The organism is Lysinibacillus sphaericus, assembly GCF_005217585.1.
In the GTDB taxonomy this organism is placed as follows: Bacteria; Bacillota; Bacilli; order Bacillales_A; family Planococcaceae; genus Lysinibacillus; species Lysinibacillus sphaericus.
Genome location: NZ_SZPT01000002.1, coordinates 1,335,348 through 1,353,869 on the forward strand (window position 1 = coordinate 1,335,348; position 18,522 = coordinate 1,353,869).

An 18,522-nucleotide genomic window follows, 5' to 3' on the forward strand; every position below is an offset into this window, starting at 1 on the left:
ATACAGCACAACCCTCACCTAAAGATAAGGCATTTTCTAATTGAAAAATAAATTAATACAGGAAAGGTCATCGTTAGAAACCTTTCTTCTATTAACTTGTTACCATCATATCTTAAACTTACGATAATCTAATATAATAATTCTATTTATATATGAAAAAAATATATAAAAATAAAATGTATCCAAACAGAGTATTACAAATAGTCGAAATATAACGATAGATTGAAAAATCATCATAAGGGCAGTTGTAAAGCCCTTATGATGATTAAGAGATGAATTATTTTTCCACTTTTTCTGGAACTACGATTTCACCGCTAGCAATTTTTTCTTTATATTCGTCAATAACAGCTTGTACGTCTGCTGGGATTGCACCACGAGAATCAGCCAGTTTCACACCGTCTTCAGCAAGACCGTAAACAACTGTTGTACCGCCTGGGAATTCACCATTTTTCGCTTTGTTTGAGAAATCTACTACAGCTGTGTTAACACCTTTTAACATAGAAGTTAAAGTAACGTTTGTTTTATCATCTACTTTACCTTCATCATATTGGTCAGCATCTACACCGATTACCCATACGTTTGCCTTAGGGTCTTTTGCTTTACGCTCTTTTGCTTCAGAGAATACACCGTTACCAGTTGCACCAGCAGCGTGGAAAATAATATCTACGCCTGAAGAGTACATGCTGTTAGCCGCAATTTTACCAAGGTCCGCTTTATCAAATGCACCTGTATAGTTGCGTTGAATTTCGATATCAGGGTTAACAGCTTTAGCACCTTCAACGAAACCAGCTTCAAAACGATTGATAACTGGAATATCTACGCCGCCTACGAAGCCGATTTTACCTGTTTTAGACATTTTAGCAGCCGCTACACCTGCTAAAAATGCACCTTCTTGCTCTTTGAAAAGAATAGATACAACGTTGTCAGCTTTTACTTCAGCATCGATTAATGCAAAGTGTTTGTCTGGGTTGTCAGCAGCTACCGCTTCAACAGCATCAGCCATCATGAAACCAATACCAAATACTAGGTCGAAGTTACGACGTAGTAAATTGTTTAAGTTCGTTTCGTAGTCAGCATCAGAAGCTGATTGTAAGTAGTCGAAACCACCCTCACCTTTTTTCAGGTTGTGTTCTTTACCATAAGCTTGAACACCTTCCCATGCTGATTGGTTAAATGATTTGTCATCAACGCCACCAACGTCAGTAACCATTGCTACTGAAAAAGTTTCTTCTGTCTTGTTATCGCCTGATGAAGCATTGTCTTTTGCAGGTTTTTCTTCGTCTTTCGTACCACATGCACCTAAAATTGCACTTGCAGCTAAAACTGATGATAAGACTAAACCAAATTTACGTTTTTTCATTTTGTTAACCCCCCAAGGTATTGTAATTAGCAGGAAAATAATTTAGAAATGTTCTACACCCGTTTACGTACTACATGGAAGCTGAATTTATCAGCTCGGAAATAATTTTTTGAATACAGCACTACTTGATCATTGTCATCGTAATGGAGCTGTTTCAATACTAAAAGAGCTGTTTCACGACCACAATTTAAAATCGGTGATGCTTGTTCATGATACCCAACCGGATCAATATACGTTACAGCATAGGCAACATGAATTTTACCCGATTGCTCAAGTGCCGAGAAAAGGGAAACTTCTTTTTTGTCAACAAAGTCAGTAGGCAGGAAGCTAGCTGGTAGTTTATCTATACAATAAACTACTGGCTCACCATCTGCTGTTCTGACGCGTTCAATCGTGAGTATTTTATCTTCGCCATCACATTGGAAGCGTTTTAAATCTTCATCAGAAGGGATATTCTCAGTTGCCTTTAAAAACTTAGACCCTGGTTCCATACCTGCTGTTTCGATCATAGAAGAAATACTGGATAAATGCTCGATGCCTGATGTAAACAACGGCTTAGGATTGACAAATGTACCAACCCCATGTCGACGCACAATCACATTTTCCTCTTCCAACAGTCGAAGCGCCTCTCTAAGTGTTGCTCGACTTACTCCTAGTGATTTCGATAATTCAAATTCTGATGGAAGTTTTTCATTTTCTTTGAAAACGCCCGTTTCGATGTCAGACTTTAAACGATCAATTACTTGAAGATAGAGATGACGATGATCTGCTTTAATAGTCACATAAATCACCACCAAAATCAGAGATCAGACATCTGATGTACAACATTCCTACTAATCGTTCATAAATATAACATTTTTGCAGAATGAAATAAACTATTTTGAGCAAAATCAATAATAGAAATCATCCTTTCCTTACTTTCGACGCAAACATTTGGACATAAATTCCGCAATGACCCCATGTTTTTTCCTTAATTATCATATTGATGAATTAGCACCTGTCGAGGCTTGCTTCCCTCTGGAGGCCCAACAATACCGCGTTGTTCCATCTGATCGACAATGCGCGCAGCACGCGAATAACCAATTCGGAAGCGACGTTGTAGCATTGATACCGAAGCGGTCTGCATATTTACTACTAATTGCACTGCCTCGTCAAATAATTCATCCGTTTCTTCTAAAACAGTCTCTTCTTCACTTGGAATCATCTCTTCCTGGTACTGTGCTTTTTGTTGTTCTATAACAAAGTCAACAACTGCTTCTACTTCCTGATCAGATAAAAAGGCACCTTGCACGCGTTTCGGCTTCGATGCACCAGCAGGTAAAAATAACATATCGCCACGTCCAAGCAGGCGCTCTGCTCCACCCATATCTAAAATCGTTCTCGAATCAATTGCAGATGATACTGCAAACGCGATTCGAGATGGGATATTCGCCTTAATAACACCCGTTAGAACGTCTACACTTGGTCTTTGTGTCGCTAATATTAAATGGATGCCCGCTGCTCGCGCCATTTGTGCTAAACGCGTAATGGAATCCTCGACGTCATTTGAAGCAACCATCATTAAGTCTGCTAACTCATCTACAATAACTACGATGTATGGCAATTTAGGGTGCTTTTCCTCTGTTTGTTCATTGACCTTTTGGACATGCCCATTATAACCTTCAATATTTCTCGTGCCCGTATGTGAAAATAAATCATAGCGTCGTTCCATTTCTGAAACGACCTTTTTCAGTGCTTGTGACGCTTTGCGCGCATCGGTTACAACCGGTGCTAACAAATGAGGGATTCCATTATAAACATTCAATTCCACCATTTTCGGGTCAATCATCATCAGTTTGACTTCATGTGGCTTTGTACGCATTAGTATGGATACGACAATGCCATTTATACACACACTTTTCCCGCTGCCCGTTGAACCTGCCACAAGTAAATGCGGCATTTTATTGAGTTCTGCTAACACAGCTTGTCCTGTAATATCACGCCCTAAAGCTACTTGTAATAGCGATTCCGGCTTTGCTCCGTCTTTTGACTCTAGTACTTCTCGCAATGTAACGATTGCTACCTCACTATTTGGAACTTCAATACCAATGGCAGACTTTCCAGGAATCGGTGCCTCCATCCGAATATCTTTCGCTGCAAGTGCCAATGCAAGATCATCTTGTAGGTTGACAATTTTACTGACTTTTACACCAATATCCGGTAAAATCTCATACTTTGTTACAGCAGGTCCCAAATGAACTTGTGTCACTTTGGCTTTTACACCGAAGCTTTGCAATGTTTGCTCTAGCTTTTTCGCATTTGCCTGAATAACGGAATATTCTCCGCTTTGGTCATGTTGTGGAGGCATTTGTAATAGATTGAATGAAGGAAGCTGATAATCTGCATTTTCCACAGCGTCTGCACTACCAATATGAACATCATCAATAAGCTCTCCGTCTTCAATCTCCGCAGGCTCTACAGTCTGCAATGGTTCTACTCGCTCATGTGACACATTTTGCGTAAAGGCAGAAATAATTGGCTCATGAGGAACTTCCTCTTCTTCCTCATAGGCTGCTTGTACGTGATTGACCGCTGCAACCTCGTCTGTACTTTCCGCTCTGGAACGGCGACTTTTCGGCTTCTTTGGCGTATTTTTTTTCTTTTCTTGCTGCTTTTTTTGCCATTTTCCAAAGAGCACAGGCATTTTTTCAGCTAAATATGGAACGAGTGCTTTTCCTGTAACTAGAATTAAGCCGATAAAGAAAATAACCCAAGCTACCACTTTGGCTCCTGTAGCTTCAAATAATACATGAAGACCGCTAAATAACAGTGCACCTACCATACCACCGCCAAGTGCATTACTTCGATGGACTACACCATCCGTATCGATTAATATTCGCCACGACTCCCTCAAAACAGACTCCGATAATAAACCACCTGATTTTGTTAATTGCTCAAATAAAATACCATGACTAAAAATAGTCAAGCTCATAACAATGAGAACCATCCCTAACATAAGCCGGTCCTTTAGGCTTACTTTTTTCTGTCCAATCATAAGAAGCAATGCGACAAATATAAGCATAAATGGCACTGCAAAATGTAAATTCCCTAAAAGAAACATGGCAATGGTTTGTAAAATACGCCCGATCATGCCATATTCAAAAATCATAATGACCGCAATCGCGATTAAGATGAGCCCTAAAATTTCGTACATGAGCGGATGCATTTCTTTTTTATCGGATGTTGGTTTTGCTTTCGTGACTTTTTTCCTTTTATTACTTGCCATCTTTTTCACCTTCTTTTGCAATCCATTCTATATATGTAGCGAATAATATCATGTAGAACTCGATTATTTCAAAAAAAGGATTTTCCACCGTTTTATCGGCAAGAAAATCCTTCCTCCTTCGCTACTTCTTCAAAGCTTGCTCTACTTTCGACTCCTATCAAAAAACAAGCTTATTTATAAGTGCTTGACTATGTCATGTCACATTTTCATGTAAGACATTTACATACTTTTGACATTCAATCGGTAACGCAGCAAAATGTGGCGTCACTCGTTAGCAATGTGCGTTAAAGAAATCTTTTAAAATTTTAATACTCCATTATGATTGGGATAATCATAGGGCGGCGCTTCGTTTTTTGGAATAAATAAGTATTTAATGTATCACGAATTTCTTGTTTAATATTTGTCCATTCGAAAGTATCTTTCCCAACATATTTTTCAATCACGTTTTTCGCAATTTCAGATGCTTCTACCATCAGTTGCTCTGACTCACGAACATAGACGAAACCACGCGATAAAATTTCGGGACCTGAAGCAATTTTCTTTTGTGCACGGTTTAAAGTGACAACAACAATGAAAATACCATCTTGCGAAAGTAATTTACGATCACGTAAAACAATATTTCCAACATCGCCTACACCGATACCGTCTATTAATACATTACCAGCTTGTACACGACCACTCATTCGCATTTTGCCATTTTTGTATTCGACAATATCACCTTTATCAGCGATAAAAATTTGTGATTTTTGCATACCAAGCTGTTGTGCTAACTTAGAGTGTGCAATCAGCATACGATATTCCCCTTGAACTGGAATAAAGTATTTCGGCTGCATTAAATTCAACATTAGTTTTAAATCTTCTTGGCTACCGTGACCTGATACATGGACATTTTTACTCGATGTCAAAATTTCAGCTCCAGCTTTTGCGATGGAGTTCATCGTATTGGCCATTTGCACTTCCATCCCTGGAGACGGCGTAAACGTAATAAGTACTGTATCATTTTGTTTAATTTTAATGTCTCGATGATGCTTACGAACAATTTTCTCTAACGCATCTAACGGTTCGCCTCTATTACCAGTTGTGATAATAATAATTTCTTCTTCTTGATATTTTTGCATCTCAGAGATTGGAATAATCGTATCTTCTTCTACCGTTAAGTACCCTAACTGTACACCTAAATCAACAGCTTTTTCTAAAGGTTTCCCCACAATAACCACTTTGCGGAACGATTTTTGCGCTTGCGTTAGGACTTGTTGAATACGAATGAAATTAGACGCATAGACAGCTACTAAAATACGACCTGGTGCCGAATGGAATGTTTTTGATAATTGCTCTTCAATCACAATTTCAGATGTCGTATAGCCTGGTCGCTCTGCTTCACAAGACTCCGATAGTAAGATAAATACGCCTTCTTCACCTAACTGTGCCATTTTGGCTAAATCCGGTTTAAACTTACCTGTTGCCGATTGGTCGAATTTAAACTCTCCAGTATGAACAATCGCTCCTTCAGAAGTATGGAACACAACCCCTAACGAATCGGGAATACTATGTGTTGTATGGAAGAATGTCACATACGTAGAGTTGAAATTCATACGGCTACGATTTGTTACTTCAAAGAATTTCACCTGATGTGGTGCAGGTAATTCCTTTAAATGTTCTTTGGCAAGTGCAATCGTTAATTTTGATCCATACACTGGTGCTTTCACTTTTTGTAAAATATAAGCGATTGACCCAATGGCATCCTCATGACCATGTGTTAAGAAAATCCCTTTCACACGCTCTTTGTTTTCTTCTAAATACGTAATATCAGGTATTACGATGTCAATGCCCAACATCTCGTCTTCTGGGAACATTAAACCGCTATCTACTACAAATAGCTCTTCGTCAATTTCTACTACGCACATTGCTTTTCCGATTTCGCCCACACCACCTAGTGGAATGATGCGAATTAATTCATTTTTCTTTTTTGTCAATTTGTTTCCTCCTAAAAAATATCCCGAACAGCAACCACTTATTTTCATTATACGATTTGCAAGGCTTTTGCACAAATTATTTTAAGTGCCAGTCACCCAAACAATTCTATCGTAAAAATCCACTACGCTTTCCGCGGGCACGTTGTAAGCCGAAACTCCTCGCTAACACGTGGTTTGTTGCGGCTTACACCTGCGCCTTCCCCGCTGGATTCTACCTTGAATTTTCACCTAGCTTGTTATGAAATTGTTTGAGTGCCTGGCACCGCAACAATAAAAAAACTATAGATAAACTCTTATTGGCGAGTTTATCTATAGTTTCACTTATTATCTAAAATTTTTAGCTTTTTCTTGGTACGTTTCCCATATTTGGTCGAAGTTCGCTTTTTCTTCATCTGTCATTTCCACCATTGGTAGTCGAACATTTAATGTATCAAAGCCTAGTTTTGTCATCGCATATTTGATCGGTGAAGGATTCGGTTGTGCAAATAGCGCACGCACTAAAGGTAATAATGCTCGATGAATTTTTGCAGCCTGTTCATGCTTTCCTTCTTCAAATAATCTGATCATTAACTGCATATCATTTCCGACAACGTGTGAAGCAACTGAAATGACACCAGCACCACCAATTGCTAACAATGGTAATGTTAATCCGTCATCCCCGCTATAAACTAAAAAATCATCTGCCGCTTCAACGTTTTCAATAATATCGCCCATTTGATCTAAATTCCCGCTCGCCTCTTTAATCCATGAGATATTAGGAATTTTACTTAAATCAACAGACGTCTCGTAGGCAACATTTATACCTGTACGTCCTGGAACATTATAAAGCATCACAGGCAACTTTGTTTCTTTTGCAATCGTCTCAAAGTGCGCGTAAATACCTCGTTGGTTTGGCTTATTATAATAAGGTGCTACTAACATAATGCCATCCGCACCATTTTCCTCAGCCTTATGTGTCATCGCGATTGAATAGGCTGTTTCATTGTCCCCTGTACCTGCAATTACCGGTACACGGCCCGCTACTTTTTCTACTGTAAATCGTACAACTTCAATTTTTTCTTCTGTGGTCATAGTTGGGTTTTCAGAGGTTGTGCCACATGCAACAATGCAATCCGTACCATTATCAATTAAATGATTAATAATACGTTCTAGTTCTGGATAATTAATCGTACCATCTTCTTTAAACGGCGTTATCATTGCCGTTCCAATTCGACCTAAATTCATCCTTACACCCCTCTTATAGTAAGTTATCCTCAAGCATTGCTTCTGCAATTTGAATAGAGTTCAATGCAGCGCCTTTTAATAAATTATCTGATACGATCCATAGGTGGAATCCTTTTTTATTATCTAAGTCTTGACGGATACGTCCTACAAAGGTAGCATCTTCCCCTTCTGCGTAAATCGGCATTGGGTAAGTTTGTGTTGCGATATCATCTTGTAATACAATTCCAGGTGCATTTCGTAATACTTCGAAAATGCCTTCTACTGTTGTCTCTTTTTCTACTTCAATATAAACAGATTCAGAGTGTCCTGAAACAACTGGTACACGTACACATGTAGCAGCTACTTTTAACTCTGGTGCATGCATAATTTTCTTCGTTTCATTAATCATTTTCATTTCTTCATATGTAAAGCCATTGTCAGTAAATTTATCAATTTGTGGAATGACATTACGGGCAATTGGGAAATGACGTTTGTCGCCACCACTCGGTAAAATATTTGCTTCTACATCTTTACCTGCATCCCAGTTTGCGCTTTGTGCTTTTAGTTCTTCAATTGCTGAAATCCCTGCACCAGAAACTGCTTGGTACGTCGATACCAATACTTTTGTTAAACCAAATGTTGCACGGATTGGTTCAAGCGCTGCAACCATTTGGATTGTTGAGCAGTTCGGATTAGCGATAATCCCCTTATGTTTAGCAAGATCGCCGCGATTCACCTCAGGTACTACTAGGGGCACCTCTGGATCCATACGGAAATGGCTCGTATTGTCAATGACTACTGCCCCGCGTTTAGCCGCTTCTGGCGCAAGCACTGCCGATACAGAACCACCCGCAGAGAATAAAGCGACATTGACGCCTTCAAAAGCTTCAGGTGTCGCTTCTTCAATTGTATACGTCTCACCATTAAATTCGATTGGTTTTCCTGCGGAACGTGCAGAAGCTAAAAACTTAATCTGTCCGATCGGAAATTTTCGTTTAATTAGCTGTTCCATCATTTTTGAACCTACTGCTCCTGTTGCACCTACAACCGCAACTGTTAACTGCTTAGTCATCTGTCATCTCTCCTTGAATACAAGTTCCATAATGTGTGCTATTGTATCATAAAAATACTGAAAATTGTGTGCAATTAATGATTTATTTGAAATATTGTATCAACAGTGGTTGTAATTGCTTTTTCTGCGTAATTGCTGCATGAACCGTGTCGACCATTTGGTCAAAATCAGCAATTAATGAATTGGGTTTTCCATGTGGTGAATCCTGACCAAATGGAATAAAGTAAATGTTTTTCGCATTGAGCAGTTTCATAATATTGATGCCATTTAAGCCCAGTGCATCATTTGTAGAAATACCTAGAACGACTGGGGAGCCATTTCGCAAAGTTGCCTTTGCAGCCATGAGCACAGGACTATCCGTCGCGGCATTGGCAAATTTACTAATACTATTGCCAGTCATTGGTGCTATGACCATTGCATCCAACGGATTGGAAGGTCCAAATGGTTCCGCTTCTTTTATAGAAGAAATAACCTTTTCCCCTGTCAAAGCCTCTATTTTCGCAATCCATTCTTCCCCTGTTCCAAAACGTGTTGCGGCATGTAATACTGAATGCGTAATAATGGGGATAACGGTCGCCCCTGCATCAATAAAATTTTGAATCTTTGGTACAACATCTTCATACGTACAATGTGAAGCCGTAATGCCTAAACCAATTCGTTTACCCGTCAGCAATTTTCTTCCTCCTCTATTGCCTTGCACAAAATTTCTGCCGCATCATGTGCAAAGTATTTCCCAGGTAATGATGGCAATAGTACATACGTTTGCAATTGGTCCGCATCAATATCTAAACAGCCTGGCTCCGAAGCTAAATCATATAACACGGCTGGCACATGATCCTGAAACGATTCTGTAATCCACTTAGCTGGAATCGTATTAATGAAAATCCCATCATGTATGGACCATTTTCGATCGTCTAAATTCGAAGCTTTATAGCCATATGCTTTTGCTTCACTCACTTGTACCACTGAACGCGCAACAATATGCACATTAGCGCCCATCTTTACGAGTAAAGATGCGAGCATTTTGGCGATGCGACCAAAGCCTGCAATCGTAAAGTTTTGTCCGTAAATACATTTCTGCTCGAGTCCGTAAAACGTGGCGATAAATCCCTCCGCCGTCAACCTTGCATTTTGCCAAATAAAAGACTCCTGTTGCAAGTAACAATTCGTGTCATTTTTTTCTAGCAATTGCTTCCAATGCATCGTTAATCGACCCGTATAAAACTTCACTTGTGATATGCCATACAATTGCTCCACTTCTATCTTCAATGGAAGTATAGGGAGAACAATTTTATTAGGCTGGAACTCTAAAACAAGTTTATTTAACTCCTCATTCCAAACTGAAGTTCTTTTATAAAATACTGTACGTGAAGGACTTCGCAACATCGTCGCTAATTCTTTTAATCTTGAGTCCTCGCCGATTACCAGCCATTTTTCGTTTTCCAAAAGCTCACCTCACTGTAAAAATTCAGACTGTACTGTCGTCGTTTTGTTAAATAAAATACGATCTTCTCCAATTAATATAATTTCATGCCACGGAATCATTTCACTAACTTTTACTTTCTTCTTTTGGAATGGCATTTTTTCTTTAATAATCTCAAATCCATGTATCTTTCCTGTCTGCACATCTAATAGGCATTCTGTGTGTGCCAGTATGCCAAAATGTACACCACCTTCAACTTGAATCAATTCTTTATCCACCATTTCAGATAATAGCATGCCTCATCTCCCTCCTTGAGCCGTTAACCCAATATATGCCGAGTTTTTGCAATTCGTGCCCCATACAAAAGTACTTCTAGGTTGCAACTTTCATACATACTGTGTATAGTGTGTATATACAGTTATAATCAAGAGGTGAAAATAAGTGCGTATCCATTTAAGCAATGCGAGTGATAAACCAATCTATGAACAAATTACTGTTCAGCTAAAAGAAGCCATTTTAGCCAATAAACTTCACGCAGGCGATGCACTACCCTCTATACGTGCACTCGCCAAGGATCTCAAAATTAGCGTGATGACAACCAAACGAGCATATGCAGATTTAGAGCGAGACGGCTTTATTGAAACGGTAGCGGGAAAAGGTAGCTTTGTTACTGAACGTAACCAAGATTTTTTACGGGAGGAGTTATTGCGCCAAGTAGAGGAGCATTTACAAAAAGCCGTCAGAATAGCTAAAACCGCCGGACTTGTAAAAGAGGAGTTAGTAGACTTACTTTCATTAATTGTAGAGGAGGACAACTAAATGAATGCCATTGAAATCCATGATTTACACAAAGGCTTTGAAGGCTTTTCACTAAAAGATATTAGTTTTTCAGTACCTCAAGGAACAGTAATGGGCTTTGTTGGTGAAAACGGTGCAGGTAAATCCACTACCATAAAATGCATGCTTAATTTATTAAAAAAAGAATATGGCGAAATTTTGCTATTCGGTAAAGATATTGTCGAATATGAGCTTGCGATAAAAAACGACATCGGTGTCGTTTTCGACGAGCTGCATGTACCTGAAACGCTGAATGCGACGCAACTCGACAAATTTATGAAAAGGGTGTTTAAAACATGGGATTCGAATTATTATTTTGAGCGATTGACGCAATTTAAGGTGCCTAAGCGAAAAAAGGTAAAAGAGTTGTCTCGAGGAATGAGGATGAAGCTATCGATAGCGTTAGCATTGTCGCACCATCCAAAATTATTAATTTTAGATGAACCAACCAGTGGATTAGACCCAATTATACGTGATGAAATTCTCGACTTATTTTTAGCGTTTATGCAGGATGAAACACATAGCATACTATTTTCATCACATATAACAAGTGATTTAGAAAAGATAGCTGACTATATTACATTTATTCATAACGGTGAAATATTATTTAGTGAAAGCAAGGATGTCTTACTATATGATTACGGGATTTTTAAAGGGACGAATGAGGAAATAAGCGAATTACCTGAGCAAGCAATTATTCAAAAACGCGATGGTACTTTCGGGCTTGAAGTACTTGTGCTAAAAAATGAAATAAACGAAGCATTTACCGTTGAAAGACCGACTATTGAGGATATCATGCTATTTTTCGTGAAAGGTAGTGTTCAGCCATGACTGCTCTTGTAGTAAAAGATTTAATGACGATACAGCGTCAGCTAAAGACACAAGCTTTTATACTTATCCCCATGCTGCTTTTTTCCATACTAATGGGGCAAGGATCAATTATTTTTTCCTTTATATTATTTATCCTTGTTATTCAGGCTATTACTGCCCTTACCTACGATGAACTTTGCAGCTGGGACAAATATGTCAATACCTTACCCATTAGCAAGAGCGAAATTGTCCTTAGTAAATACATGCTTAGCCTTGTGTTAATGTTAATTGGTCTAATTATTGCATTACCTGTAGTTTTTATCATGAATCATTTTACAAACGATTGGGGAACCGCTAATTTTTTCCTTACATTCAATCTTCTAATTGGGGCGGCATTTTGTTTGCTTGCTTTAATCTTACCGATTTATATCAAATACGGTTCTATAAAAGGTCGAATCGTTCTAATTGTTTTATGCTTTATTCCTGGTTTACTCATTGGGCTGTTAGAGGAGTATTTTGCAGATGTTGTGATTACGATTTCTAAGCTACAACAGTTCAGCTATTTAGCACCATTTATTGGGCTATTTATTTTATGGTTATCTTCTCTAATTGCAACAGCAATCTATAAACGCAAGGATTTTTAAAAAGGGGTGTGCACCATGAAAGCTTTATTATGGCATAGATTGTCCATGCAAAAGGGGCATATTTTTATAGTGATTATCATTAGCTTATTTATAACTTTAATCAACTTCCGTTATTTTAGTAATGCTTCTATCGCCATGTTTGCGTTAATTTTATCTGCAACGATAGTCCAAAGCATGTATACGCAAGATCATAAAGTGAAGTGGGAACTCTTTGTAAACAGTCTTCCTTTAACTAAAAAAACGCAGTTACTAGCGGATTATCTCTATTGCTACAGCTTTATTGCATTACTTTTTATCACATCTGCTCCTATTTACTTTTCATCGTTTTACGAACAAAGTAATCGTTTCGAGCATTTCGCTATTTATTTCGCTAATATTAGCTGTGCGATTTTGCTTATTTGTACACAGTTTTATTTACATCATTTAGCGGAAACTAAAGGGACGCGTTCCTTTAAAATGTTTATTTATATAGTAGGTATTTTTTTTATTAATTTTCCAATTCATTATTACTTAGCAATGGTAGCCGCCAATTTGTCCATTATATTAATACCAACAGTCCTTAGCGCCGTTATTAGTGTTGTCGTTTTTCGAAAATGCCATGTGCTCTATACAGCAAAAGAGATTTTTTAATGCTCTTCAATATGATAAGCCTCATCATAAGTATCGTGATGGGGCTTTGCTCAAATTTAATTGAGTCCCAATTCCATTCCATTTGCTCGCTTTTGGGAACATATCTCTCACACTTGTGGCGACAATCCCTCTTAAGTGTCAGTTTTTCGCAAGAAAAGGCATCAAACATTTGAATCGTTGGATGCCTCGCACTTTTTATATTAGCGTGATTCGCTTTATGTTAAGCTTCAGGTCCGATGATGGAAATCGCTGGCTCAGCTTTTAATATTTTCGAGATAAGACGATCTACAGACTCCATCGTTACCGCATCGATGGACGCGAGTACTTCATCTACTGACCGATGTCTTCGGTGCACTAATTCACTAGTACCATTTCGGTTCATGCGTGCGCCTGTTCCTTCAAGGCCAAGCACAAAGCTTCCTTTTAACTGTTCCTTGGCATTATCTAACTCTTCCTCCGTCACGCCCCCCGCTACGATATCAAGTAGTGTGGCATCAATGGTATGTTGCAATTGCGATAGTTGTTGACGACTTGCACTGCCGTAAATTGTAAATGCCCCAACATCTGCGTAGCAAGATTGGTAGGAGAAAATTGTATATGCTAAGCCACGCTCTTCACGTACTTCTTGAAATAGTCGAGAACTCATATTGCCACCAATAATATTATTTAACGCAATAAAGCTATACATATCCGGATCTTTGACGCCAATAGCTGGGTAAGAAAGGGCTAAATGCGCCTGCTCCGTATCTCGCGTTTTCGTTATTTCTCCTGGATGGAACTGAGGATTTGTTAGGACAGGTACAACAGCAAGTGGTGATGCTTCGTAACGTCCGAATAAATCTTCAATCGTAGTTAATAGGGTTGGAGAAATATTGCCTGCCACAGAAATAACAATTGATTCTGGTCCATAATGTTTTGCCATATAATTGCGAATCATATCTGCTGTAAATGTTTTTAACGTAGCGGCGGTCCCTAAAATCGGGCGACCTAGGGCATCATTTGGATACATGACTTCCCAAAGCTTTTCATGCACATCATCATCTGGAGCATCCTCACTCATTAATATTTCCTCTAATACGACTTGACGTTCCTTTTCTAATTCCTCTTCTGCAAATGTCGAATGAAAGAACATATCTGCTAGGATGGTAATAGCCAGCTCTGCATGATGATCTAAAACTTTCGCATAGTAGCAAGTATTTTCTTTTGAAGTAAAGGCATTTAATTCGCCTCCAATACGGTCAAACTCTTCAGCGATTTGGCGGGCACTTCGCGTTGTTGTACCTTTAAAAAGCATATGCTCGATAAAGTGCGTAATCCCATTTTCCTCTGGTAATTCATAGCGTGAACCAGCATTGACAAATATGCCAAGTGCAACAGATCTAACATGATCAATTTGCTCTGACACAATACGCACACCGTTTTGACATGTATGTACTTGTACCAAATATTCTCCTCCTCTTATACATCCGTTTTATTAAAAAAAGGCTGCGCATCATACGCAGCCTTTTTTTATCAAATTATTTACCTTGTTCTGCGCGTTCTTTTTCTTCTTGAATAACCACTTTACGAGATAAATTCACACGACCTTGTTTGTCGATTTCAATTACTTTTACAAGTAATTGATCGCCTAGTTTTAACACATCTTCCACTTGCTTTGTACGTTCCTCTTGAATTTCAGAGATGTGTAATAAGCCATCTTTCCCTGGGAAGATTTCACAGAATGCACCGAATTTTTCGATACGTTTTACAGTGGATAAGTAGTATTCGCCCACTTTTGCTTCACGTACGATGTCTTCGATAATTTGTTTTGCACGAGCGTTCATTTCTTCGTCTGCTGAAGAGATGTAAATTGTACCATCTTGTTCTGTATCAATTTTTACGCCAGTTTCTTCAATAATTTTATTAATTTGCTTACCGCCTGGTCCAATAACATCGCGGATTTTATCTGGATTGATACGTACAATCACGATTTTTGGTGCATAAGCAGATAATTTTTCACGTGGTTGAGCCAATGTTGCAAGCATTGATTCTAAAATATGCATACGGCCAATTTTAGCTTGAGTCAATGCTTCTTCTAAAATATTACGTGATAGACCGTCAATTTTAATATCCATTTGAAGTGCTGTTACGCCTTTAGCCGTACCTGCTACTTTAAAGTCCATATCGCCAAGATGGTCTTCCATACCTTGGATATCTGTTAAAATGGAATAATGCTCGCCTTTTTTAATCAGCCCCATCGCGATACCTGCAACAGGTGCTTTTAACGGAACACCAGCATCCATCATAGCTAATGTAGAAGCACAAATTGACGCTTGTGATGTTGAACCGTTCGATTCAAGTACTTCTGATACACAACGGATTGTGTATGGGAATACAGATTCATCAGGAATGACTGCTTCTAGTGCACGCTCACCTAGAGCACCGTGACCGATTTCACGACGACCTGGTCCACGAATTGGGCCAGTTTCCCCTACAGAGAATTGTGGGAAATTGTAGTGATGCATAAAGCGTTTAGATTCCTCAACACCTAAGCCGTCAATAATTTGAACATCACCAAGTGCACCTAATGTACAAATTGATAAGGCTTGAGTTTGTCCACGTGTAAATAATGCTGAACCGTGCGTACGTTGTAATAGCCCTGTTTCAGAAGAAAGTGGACGAATTTCATCCAACTTACGACCATCTGGACGGATTTTATCTTCTGTAATTTGACGACGTACTTCGTCTTTTACCATTTTATCTAAAATAGTATGCACTTGTTTCATTGTTGTTTCATCGGCTTCTTGCTCTTCATAAGAAGCAATGATACGATCTTTCACCGCAGTGATTGCTTCATCACGTGCATGCTTTTCAGCTGTTTGAATAGCGTCATGCATATCAGTTTCACAAGCTGCTTTAATATCTGCTTGAATCGCTTCATCAATTTCAAATAATGTGACAGGTAATTTTTCTTTCCCTACTTCAGCAACAATTTGTTCTTGGAAAGCAATTATTTTTTTAATTTCTTCATGACCGAACATAATTGCTTCTAACATTACTTCTTCAGGCACTTCTAAAGCGCCCGCTTCAACCATGTTAATAGCATCCTTGTTACCCGCTACAGATAAATGGATTGTTGACATGTTCGCTTGCTCAACAGTTGGGTTCACGATGAATTCACCGTCAATATAACCAACTTGTACACCGGCAATTGGTCCATCGAATGGAATATCAGAAATTGCTAATGCTAATGATGAACCTACCATTGCTGCCATTTCAGATGTGCAATCAGGGTCATTAGACATAACCATAGAAATAACTTGTACTTCATTACGGAAACCGTCTGGGAACATCGGACGAATTGGACGGTCAATTAAACGGCTTGCTAGAATTGCTTTTTCAGATGGGCGTCCTTCACGTTTAATAAAGCCGCCAGGAATTTTACCTGCTGCATATAAACGTTCTTCGTAGTTTACTGTTAATGGGAAGAAATCAAGTGGTTTGGGTGATTTTGACATTGTTGCTGTTGCAAGTACAGAAGTATCACCGTAGCGTACTAATGCTGCTCCATTTGCTTGTTTTGCTAACTGTCCTACTTCAATTACAAGTGGACGGCCAGCCCATTCGTAGGAATAGACTTTCTTTTCGTTCATTCAATGAACCCCTCTCTATTATAAAAACACTTACTCGTCTGTATGTACTAATAGTAAGTGTACCAAAAATGCTTGTTCTATGCTAAATATTTCATGAAATAATCATACATTTAAATTCAGTTATTGCCAATTTATTTAGGATTTATTGCTTTATTTGGTTGGAATGGCGTTTTTGCTTGTTTTCATCTTATATTTTTACTTATCTTGTTGCGATTCGTCGTTAGCTAGAAAGTTTATAAACATAAAGAAAAAGCGGGAATAATCCCGCTTTTCGATTGTCAATTAGCGACGTAAGCCTAAACGATTGATTAGTTCACGGTAACGTTGAACGTCAGTTTCACGAAGATATTTAAGTAAGTGACGACGACGACCTACCATTTTAAGAAGACCACGCTCAGAGTGGAAATCTTTTTTGTGTGTACGTAAGTGAGTGTTTAAAGCGTTGATTTCAGCTGTTAAAACTGCAACTTGTACTTCTGGAGAACCAGTGTCACTTTCGTGAGTACGGTACTCAGCGATAATTTCGTTTTTACGTTCTTTTGTAATAGCCATTTGTATTGACCTCCTAAATAATTGTTAAATCCCCATTAGCACAGTAAACGTTGGAGTCATCGGTATACCGAGCTAAGGTTAAGCACTTTATGCACTTATGAATGTTACCATAAAACAATGGGGCAAGCAAGTAATAACATAGCTCATGCTATGTGATGCTGCGGACAGCGCTATTTCATAACATGAAAAAATTGTATAGCCTCTTGCTTATCTTTCTCTATTTGCATTTTTAGCGCTTCAATTCCGTCAAATTTCCGCTCGCTTCGAATACGTTTATACCAAGCAACATGTACTTCTTCCCCATAGATGTTTTTCTCGAAGTTTAAAATATGTACTTCGATAGATAATTGCTTGTCGTTTGGATCTTTAAATGTTGGTTTATAACCTACATTACATACACCATCATACCAATTATTTTGTACAAGCAGTCGTACTGCATACACACCACTTGCTGGAATGTAAGTACCCTCTAGTGCTTGTACATTTGCAGTAGGAAAGCCGATTGTACGTCCACGTTTATCGCCATGCACCACAATACCCTTTATTTCAAATGGACGGCCTAGAAGCATACGAGCAGCCTCCATATCGCCCTCTTGTAATACTTTACGAATGCGTGTTGAGCTGATTTTCTCAAGCGAGTCAGCTTTCTTATCGACCACCGTTACACCATATTCGCCATTGCTTAAGACACGCATATCTTCCATCGTGCCTTTCCCAAATGCACCAAATGAAAAATCAAATCCTGCTGTAACATGTTGAATATTTAACCCTCGAATAAAGGTATCAATAAAAGCAGCCGGTGACAGTTTCGCAAAGTCTGATGTGAAGTGTACAACAAATACCGTATCAACACCTAGTTCTTCAAACAGCTGCAATTTTTGCTGTAGTAATGTAATATAAAATACTTTTTCATTGCGTCCGCCTAGCACTAATGATGGATGCGGATCAAATGTCATAACGGCAGTCGGGATTTGTCGCTTGCCCCCCTCTTGCTTGGCCGCTTCAATAACCGCCTGATGTCCAATATGTACACCATCAAAAAAGCCAATTGCCAATGAGTACGGCTGGATACTTTCTCGCTGTTGTAATTGGTGTGGGTATTTTAAATGAATGACCTCCAT

General features: G+C 38.7%; 17 protein-coding genes. 4 read left to right on the forward strand and 13 right to left on the reverse strand.

The genetic code is table 11. The features are described from left to right. Positions 1–277 precede the first annotated feature (277 nt). The 9 genes from FC748_RS12000 to FC748_RS12040 all read right to left on the reverse strand — a co-directional run bounded on the left by FC748_RS12000 (position 278) and on the right by FC748_RS12040 (position 10,592). Positions 278–1,360 carry a BMP family lipoprotein gene (locus FC748_RS12000; RefSeq protein WP_024361973.1) on the reverse strand — a complete coding sequence of 361 codons (1,083 nt, stop codon included), beginning with the start codon at positions 1,358–1,360 and terminating at the stop codon, positions 278–280. Positions 1,361–1,413: 53 nt separating this feature from the next. After that, a complete protein-coding gene (locus FC748_RS12005; protein WP_024361974.1) occupies positions 1,414–2,142 on the reverse strand; it encodes a GntR family transcriptional regulator in 729 nt (242 codons plus the stop codon). A gap of 188 nt (positions 2,143–2,330) precedes the next feature. Further along, entirely contained in the window at positions 2,331–4,625 is a 2,295-nt protein-coding gene (locus FC748_RS12010; protein WP_024361975.1) for an FtsK/SpoIIIE family DNA translocase, read from the reverse strand. Between the two features lie 305 nt (positions 4,626–4,930). Next, positions 4,931–6,598, reverse strand: a complete 1,668-nt coding sequence (locus FC748_RS12015; RefSeq protein ID WP_024361976.1) for a ribonuclease J — start codon at positions 6,596–6,598, stop codon at positions 4,931–4,933. A 324-nt stretch (positions 6,599–6,922) separates the two neighbouring features. After that, the gene (gene dapA / locus FC748_RS12020; RefSeq protein WP_024361977.1) at positions 6,923–7,822 is read right to left on the reverse strand and encodes a 4-hydroxy-tetrahydrodipicolinate synthase; all 900 of its coding nucleotides are present in this window, start codon (positions 7,820–7,822) and stop codon (positions 6,923–6,925) included. 13 nt (positions 7,823–7,835) lie between these two features. Beyond that, positions 7,836–8,873 carry an aspartate-semialdehyde dehydrogenase gene (locus tag FC748_RS12025; protein ID WP_024361978.1) on the reverse strand — a complete coding sequence of 346 codons (1,038 nt, stop codon included), beginning with the start codon at positions 8,871–8,873 and terminating at the stop codon, positions 7,836–7,838. An 82-nt stretch (positions 8,874–8,955) separates the two neighbouring features. Then, positions 8,956–9,546 (reverse strand): dipicolinate synthase subunit B, encoded by a 591-nt coding sequence (locus FC748_RS12030; protein ID WP_024361979.1) that lies wholly within the window; start codon positions 9,544–9,546, stop codon positions 8,956–8,958. Then, on the reverse strand, positions 9,540–10,319 hold the full coding sequence (locus FC748_RS12035) for a dipicolinate synthase (protein WP_024361980.1): 780 nt from the start codon (positions 10,317–10,319) through the stop codon (positions 9,540–9,542). Before FC748_RS12035 ends, FC748_RS12030 begins: the two co-directional genes overlap by 7 nt. A 9-nt stretch (positions 10,320–10,328) precedes the next feature. Continuing rightward, a complete protein-coding gene (locus FC748_RS12040; protein WP_024361981.1) occupies positions 10,329–10,592 on the reverse strand; it encodes a YlmC/YmxH family sporulation protein in 264 nt (87 codons plus the stop codon). A gap of 145 nt (positions 10,593–10,737) precedes the next feature. Here FC748_RS12040 and FC748_RS12045 point away from each other — a divergent pair, with 145 nt between their 5' ends. From FC748_RS12045 to FC748_RS12060, 4 genes are read left to right on the forward strand one after another with little or no spacing between them, the layout of a single operon-like run. Then, complete coding sequence (locus tag FC748_RS12045) at positions 10,738–11,115, forward strand: GntR family transcriptional regulator (RefSeq protein WP_024361982.1); 378 nt, start codon at positions 10,738–10,740, stop codon at positions 11,113–11,115. Continuing rightward, a complete protein-coding gene (locus FC748_RS12050; RefSeq protein ID WP_025218814.1) occupies positions 11,116–11,964 on the forward strand; it encodes an ABC transporter ATP-binding protein in 849 nt (282 codons plus the stop codon). Beyond that, a complete protein-coding gene (locus FC748_RS12055) occupies positions 11,961–12,587 on the forward strand; it encodes an ABC-2 transporter permease (RefSeq protein ID WP_024361984.1) in 627 nt (208 codons plus the stop codon). Before FC748_RS12050 ends, FC748_RS12055 begins: the two co-directional genes overlap by 4 nt. A gap of 15 nt (positions 12,588–12,602) precedes the next feature. Next, complete coding sequence (locus FC748_RS12060; RefSeq protein ID WP_108029531.1) at positions 12,603–13,217, forward strand: ABC-2 transporter permease; 615 nt, start codon at positions 12,603–12,605, stop codon at positions 13,215–13,217. Between the two features lie 220 nt (positions 13,218–13,437). Here FC748_RS12060 and FC748_RS12065 read toward each other — a convergent pair whose 3' ends face one another. From FC748_RS12065 to ribF, 4 genes are all read right to left on the reverse strand, one after another. After that, positions 13,438–14,661 carry a M16 family metallopeptidase gene (locus tag FC748_RS12065; protein WP_108029530.1) on the reverse strand — a complete coding sequence of 408 codons (1,224 nt, stop codon included), beginning with the start codon at positions 14,659–14,661 and terminating at the stop codon, positions 13,438–13,440. A gap of 73 nt (positions 14,662–14,734) precedes the next feature. Beyond that, complete coding sequence (pnp, locus tag FC748_RS12070) at positions 14,735–16,849, reverse strand: polyribonucleotide nucleotidyltransferase (RefSeq protein ID WP_024361987.1); 2,115 nt, start codon at positions 16,847–16,849, stop codon at positions 14,735–14,737. 282 nt (positions 16,850–17,131) lie between these two features. Beyond that, positions 17,132–17,401, reverse strand: coding sequence for a 30S ribosomal protein S15 (gene rpsO, locus FC748_RS12075; RefSeq protein WP_008178982.1), 270 nt, complete (start codon positions 17,399–17,401; stop codon positions 17,132–17,134). Between the two features lie 170 nt (positions 17,402–17,571). Continuing rightward, positions 17,572–18,522 carry a riboflavin biosynthesis protein RibF gene (gene ribF, locus FC748_RS12080; protein ID WP_024361988.1) on the reverse strand — a complete coding sequence of 317 codons (951 nt, stop codon included), beginning with the start codon at positions 18,520–18,522 and terminating at the stop codon, positions 17,572–17,574.

Bases quoted from the DNA above. Each gene is read 5' to 3' on its own strand.
- FC748_RS12000 (WP_024361973.1), bottom strand. From the start codon at position 1,360: ATGAAAAAACGTAAATTTGGTTTAGTCTTATCATCAGTTTTAGCTGCA.
- FC748_RS12010 (WP_024361975.1), bottom strand. From the start codon at position 4,625: ATGGCAAGTAATAAAAGGAAAAAAGTCACGAAAGCAAAACCAACATCC.
- dapA (WP_024361977.1), bottom strand. From the start codon at position 7,822: ATGAATTTAGGTCGAATTGGAACGGCAATGATAACGCCGTTTAAAGAA.
- FC748_RS12025 (WP_024361978.1), bottom strand. From the start codon at position 8,873: ATGACTAAGCAGTTAACAGTTGCGGTTGTAGGTGCAACAGGAGCAGTA.
- FC748_RS12040 (WP_024361981.1), bottom strand. From the start codon at position 10,592: ATGCTATTATCTGAAATGGTGGATAAAGAATTGATTCAAGTTGAAGGT.
- FC748_RS12050 (WP_025218814.1), top strand. From the start codon at position 11,116: ATGAATGCCATTGAAATCCATGATTTACACAAAGGCTTTGAAGGCTTT.
- FC748_RS12055 (WP_024361984.1), top strand. From the start codon at position 11,961: ATGACTGCTCTTGTAGTAAAAGATTTAATGACGATACAGCGTCAGCTA.
- FC748_RS12060 (WP_108029531.1), top strand. From the start codon at position 12,603: ATGAAAGCTTTATTATGGCATAGATTGTCCATGCAAAAGGGGCATATT.
- pnp (WP_024361987.1), bottom strand. From the start codon at position 16,849: ATGAACGAAAAGAAAGTCTATTCCTACGAATGGGCTGGCCGTCCACTT.
- rpsO (WP_008178982.1), bottom strand. From the start codon at position 17,401: ATGGCTATTACAAAAGAACGTAAAAACGAAATTATCGCTGAGTACCGT.
- ribF (WP_024361988.1), bottom strand. From the start codon at position 18,522: ATGGAGGTCATTCATTTAAAATACCCACACCAATTACAACAGCGAGAA.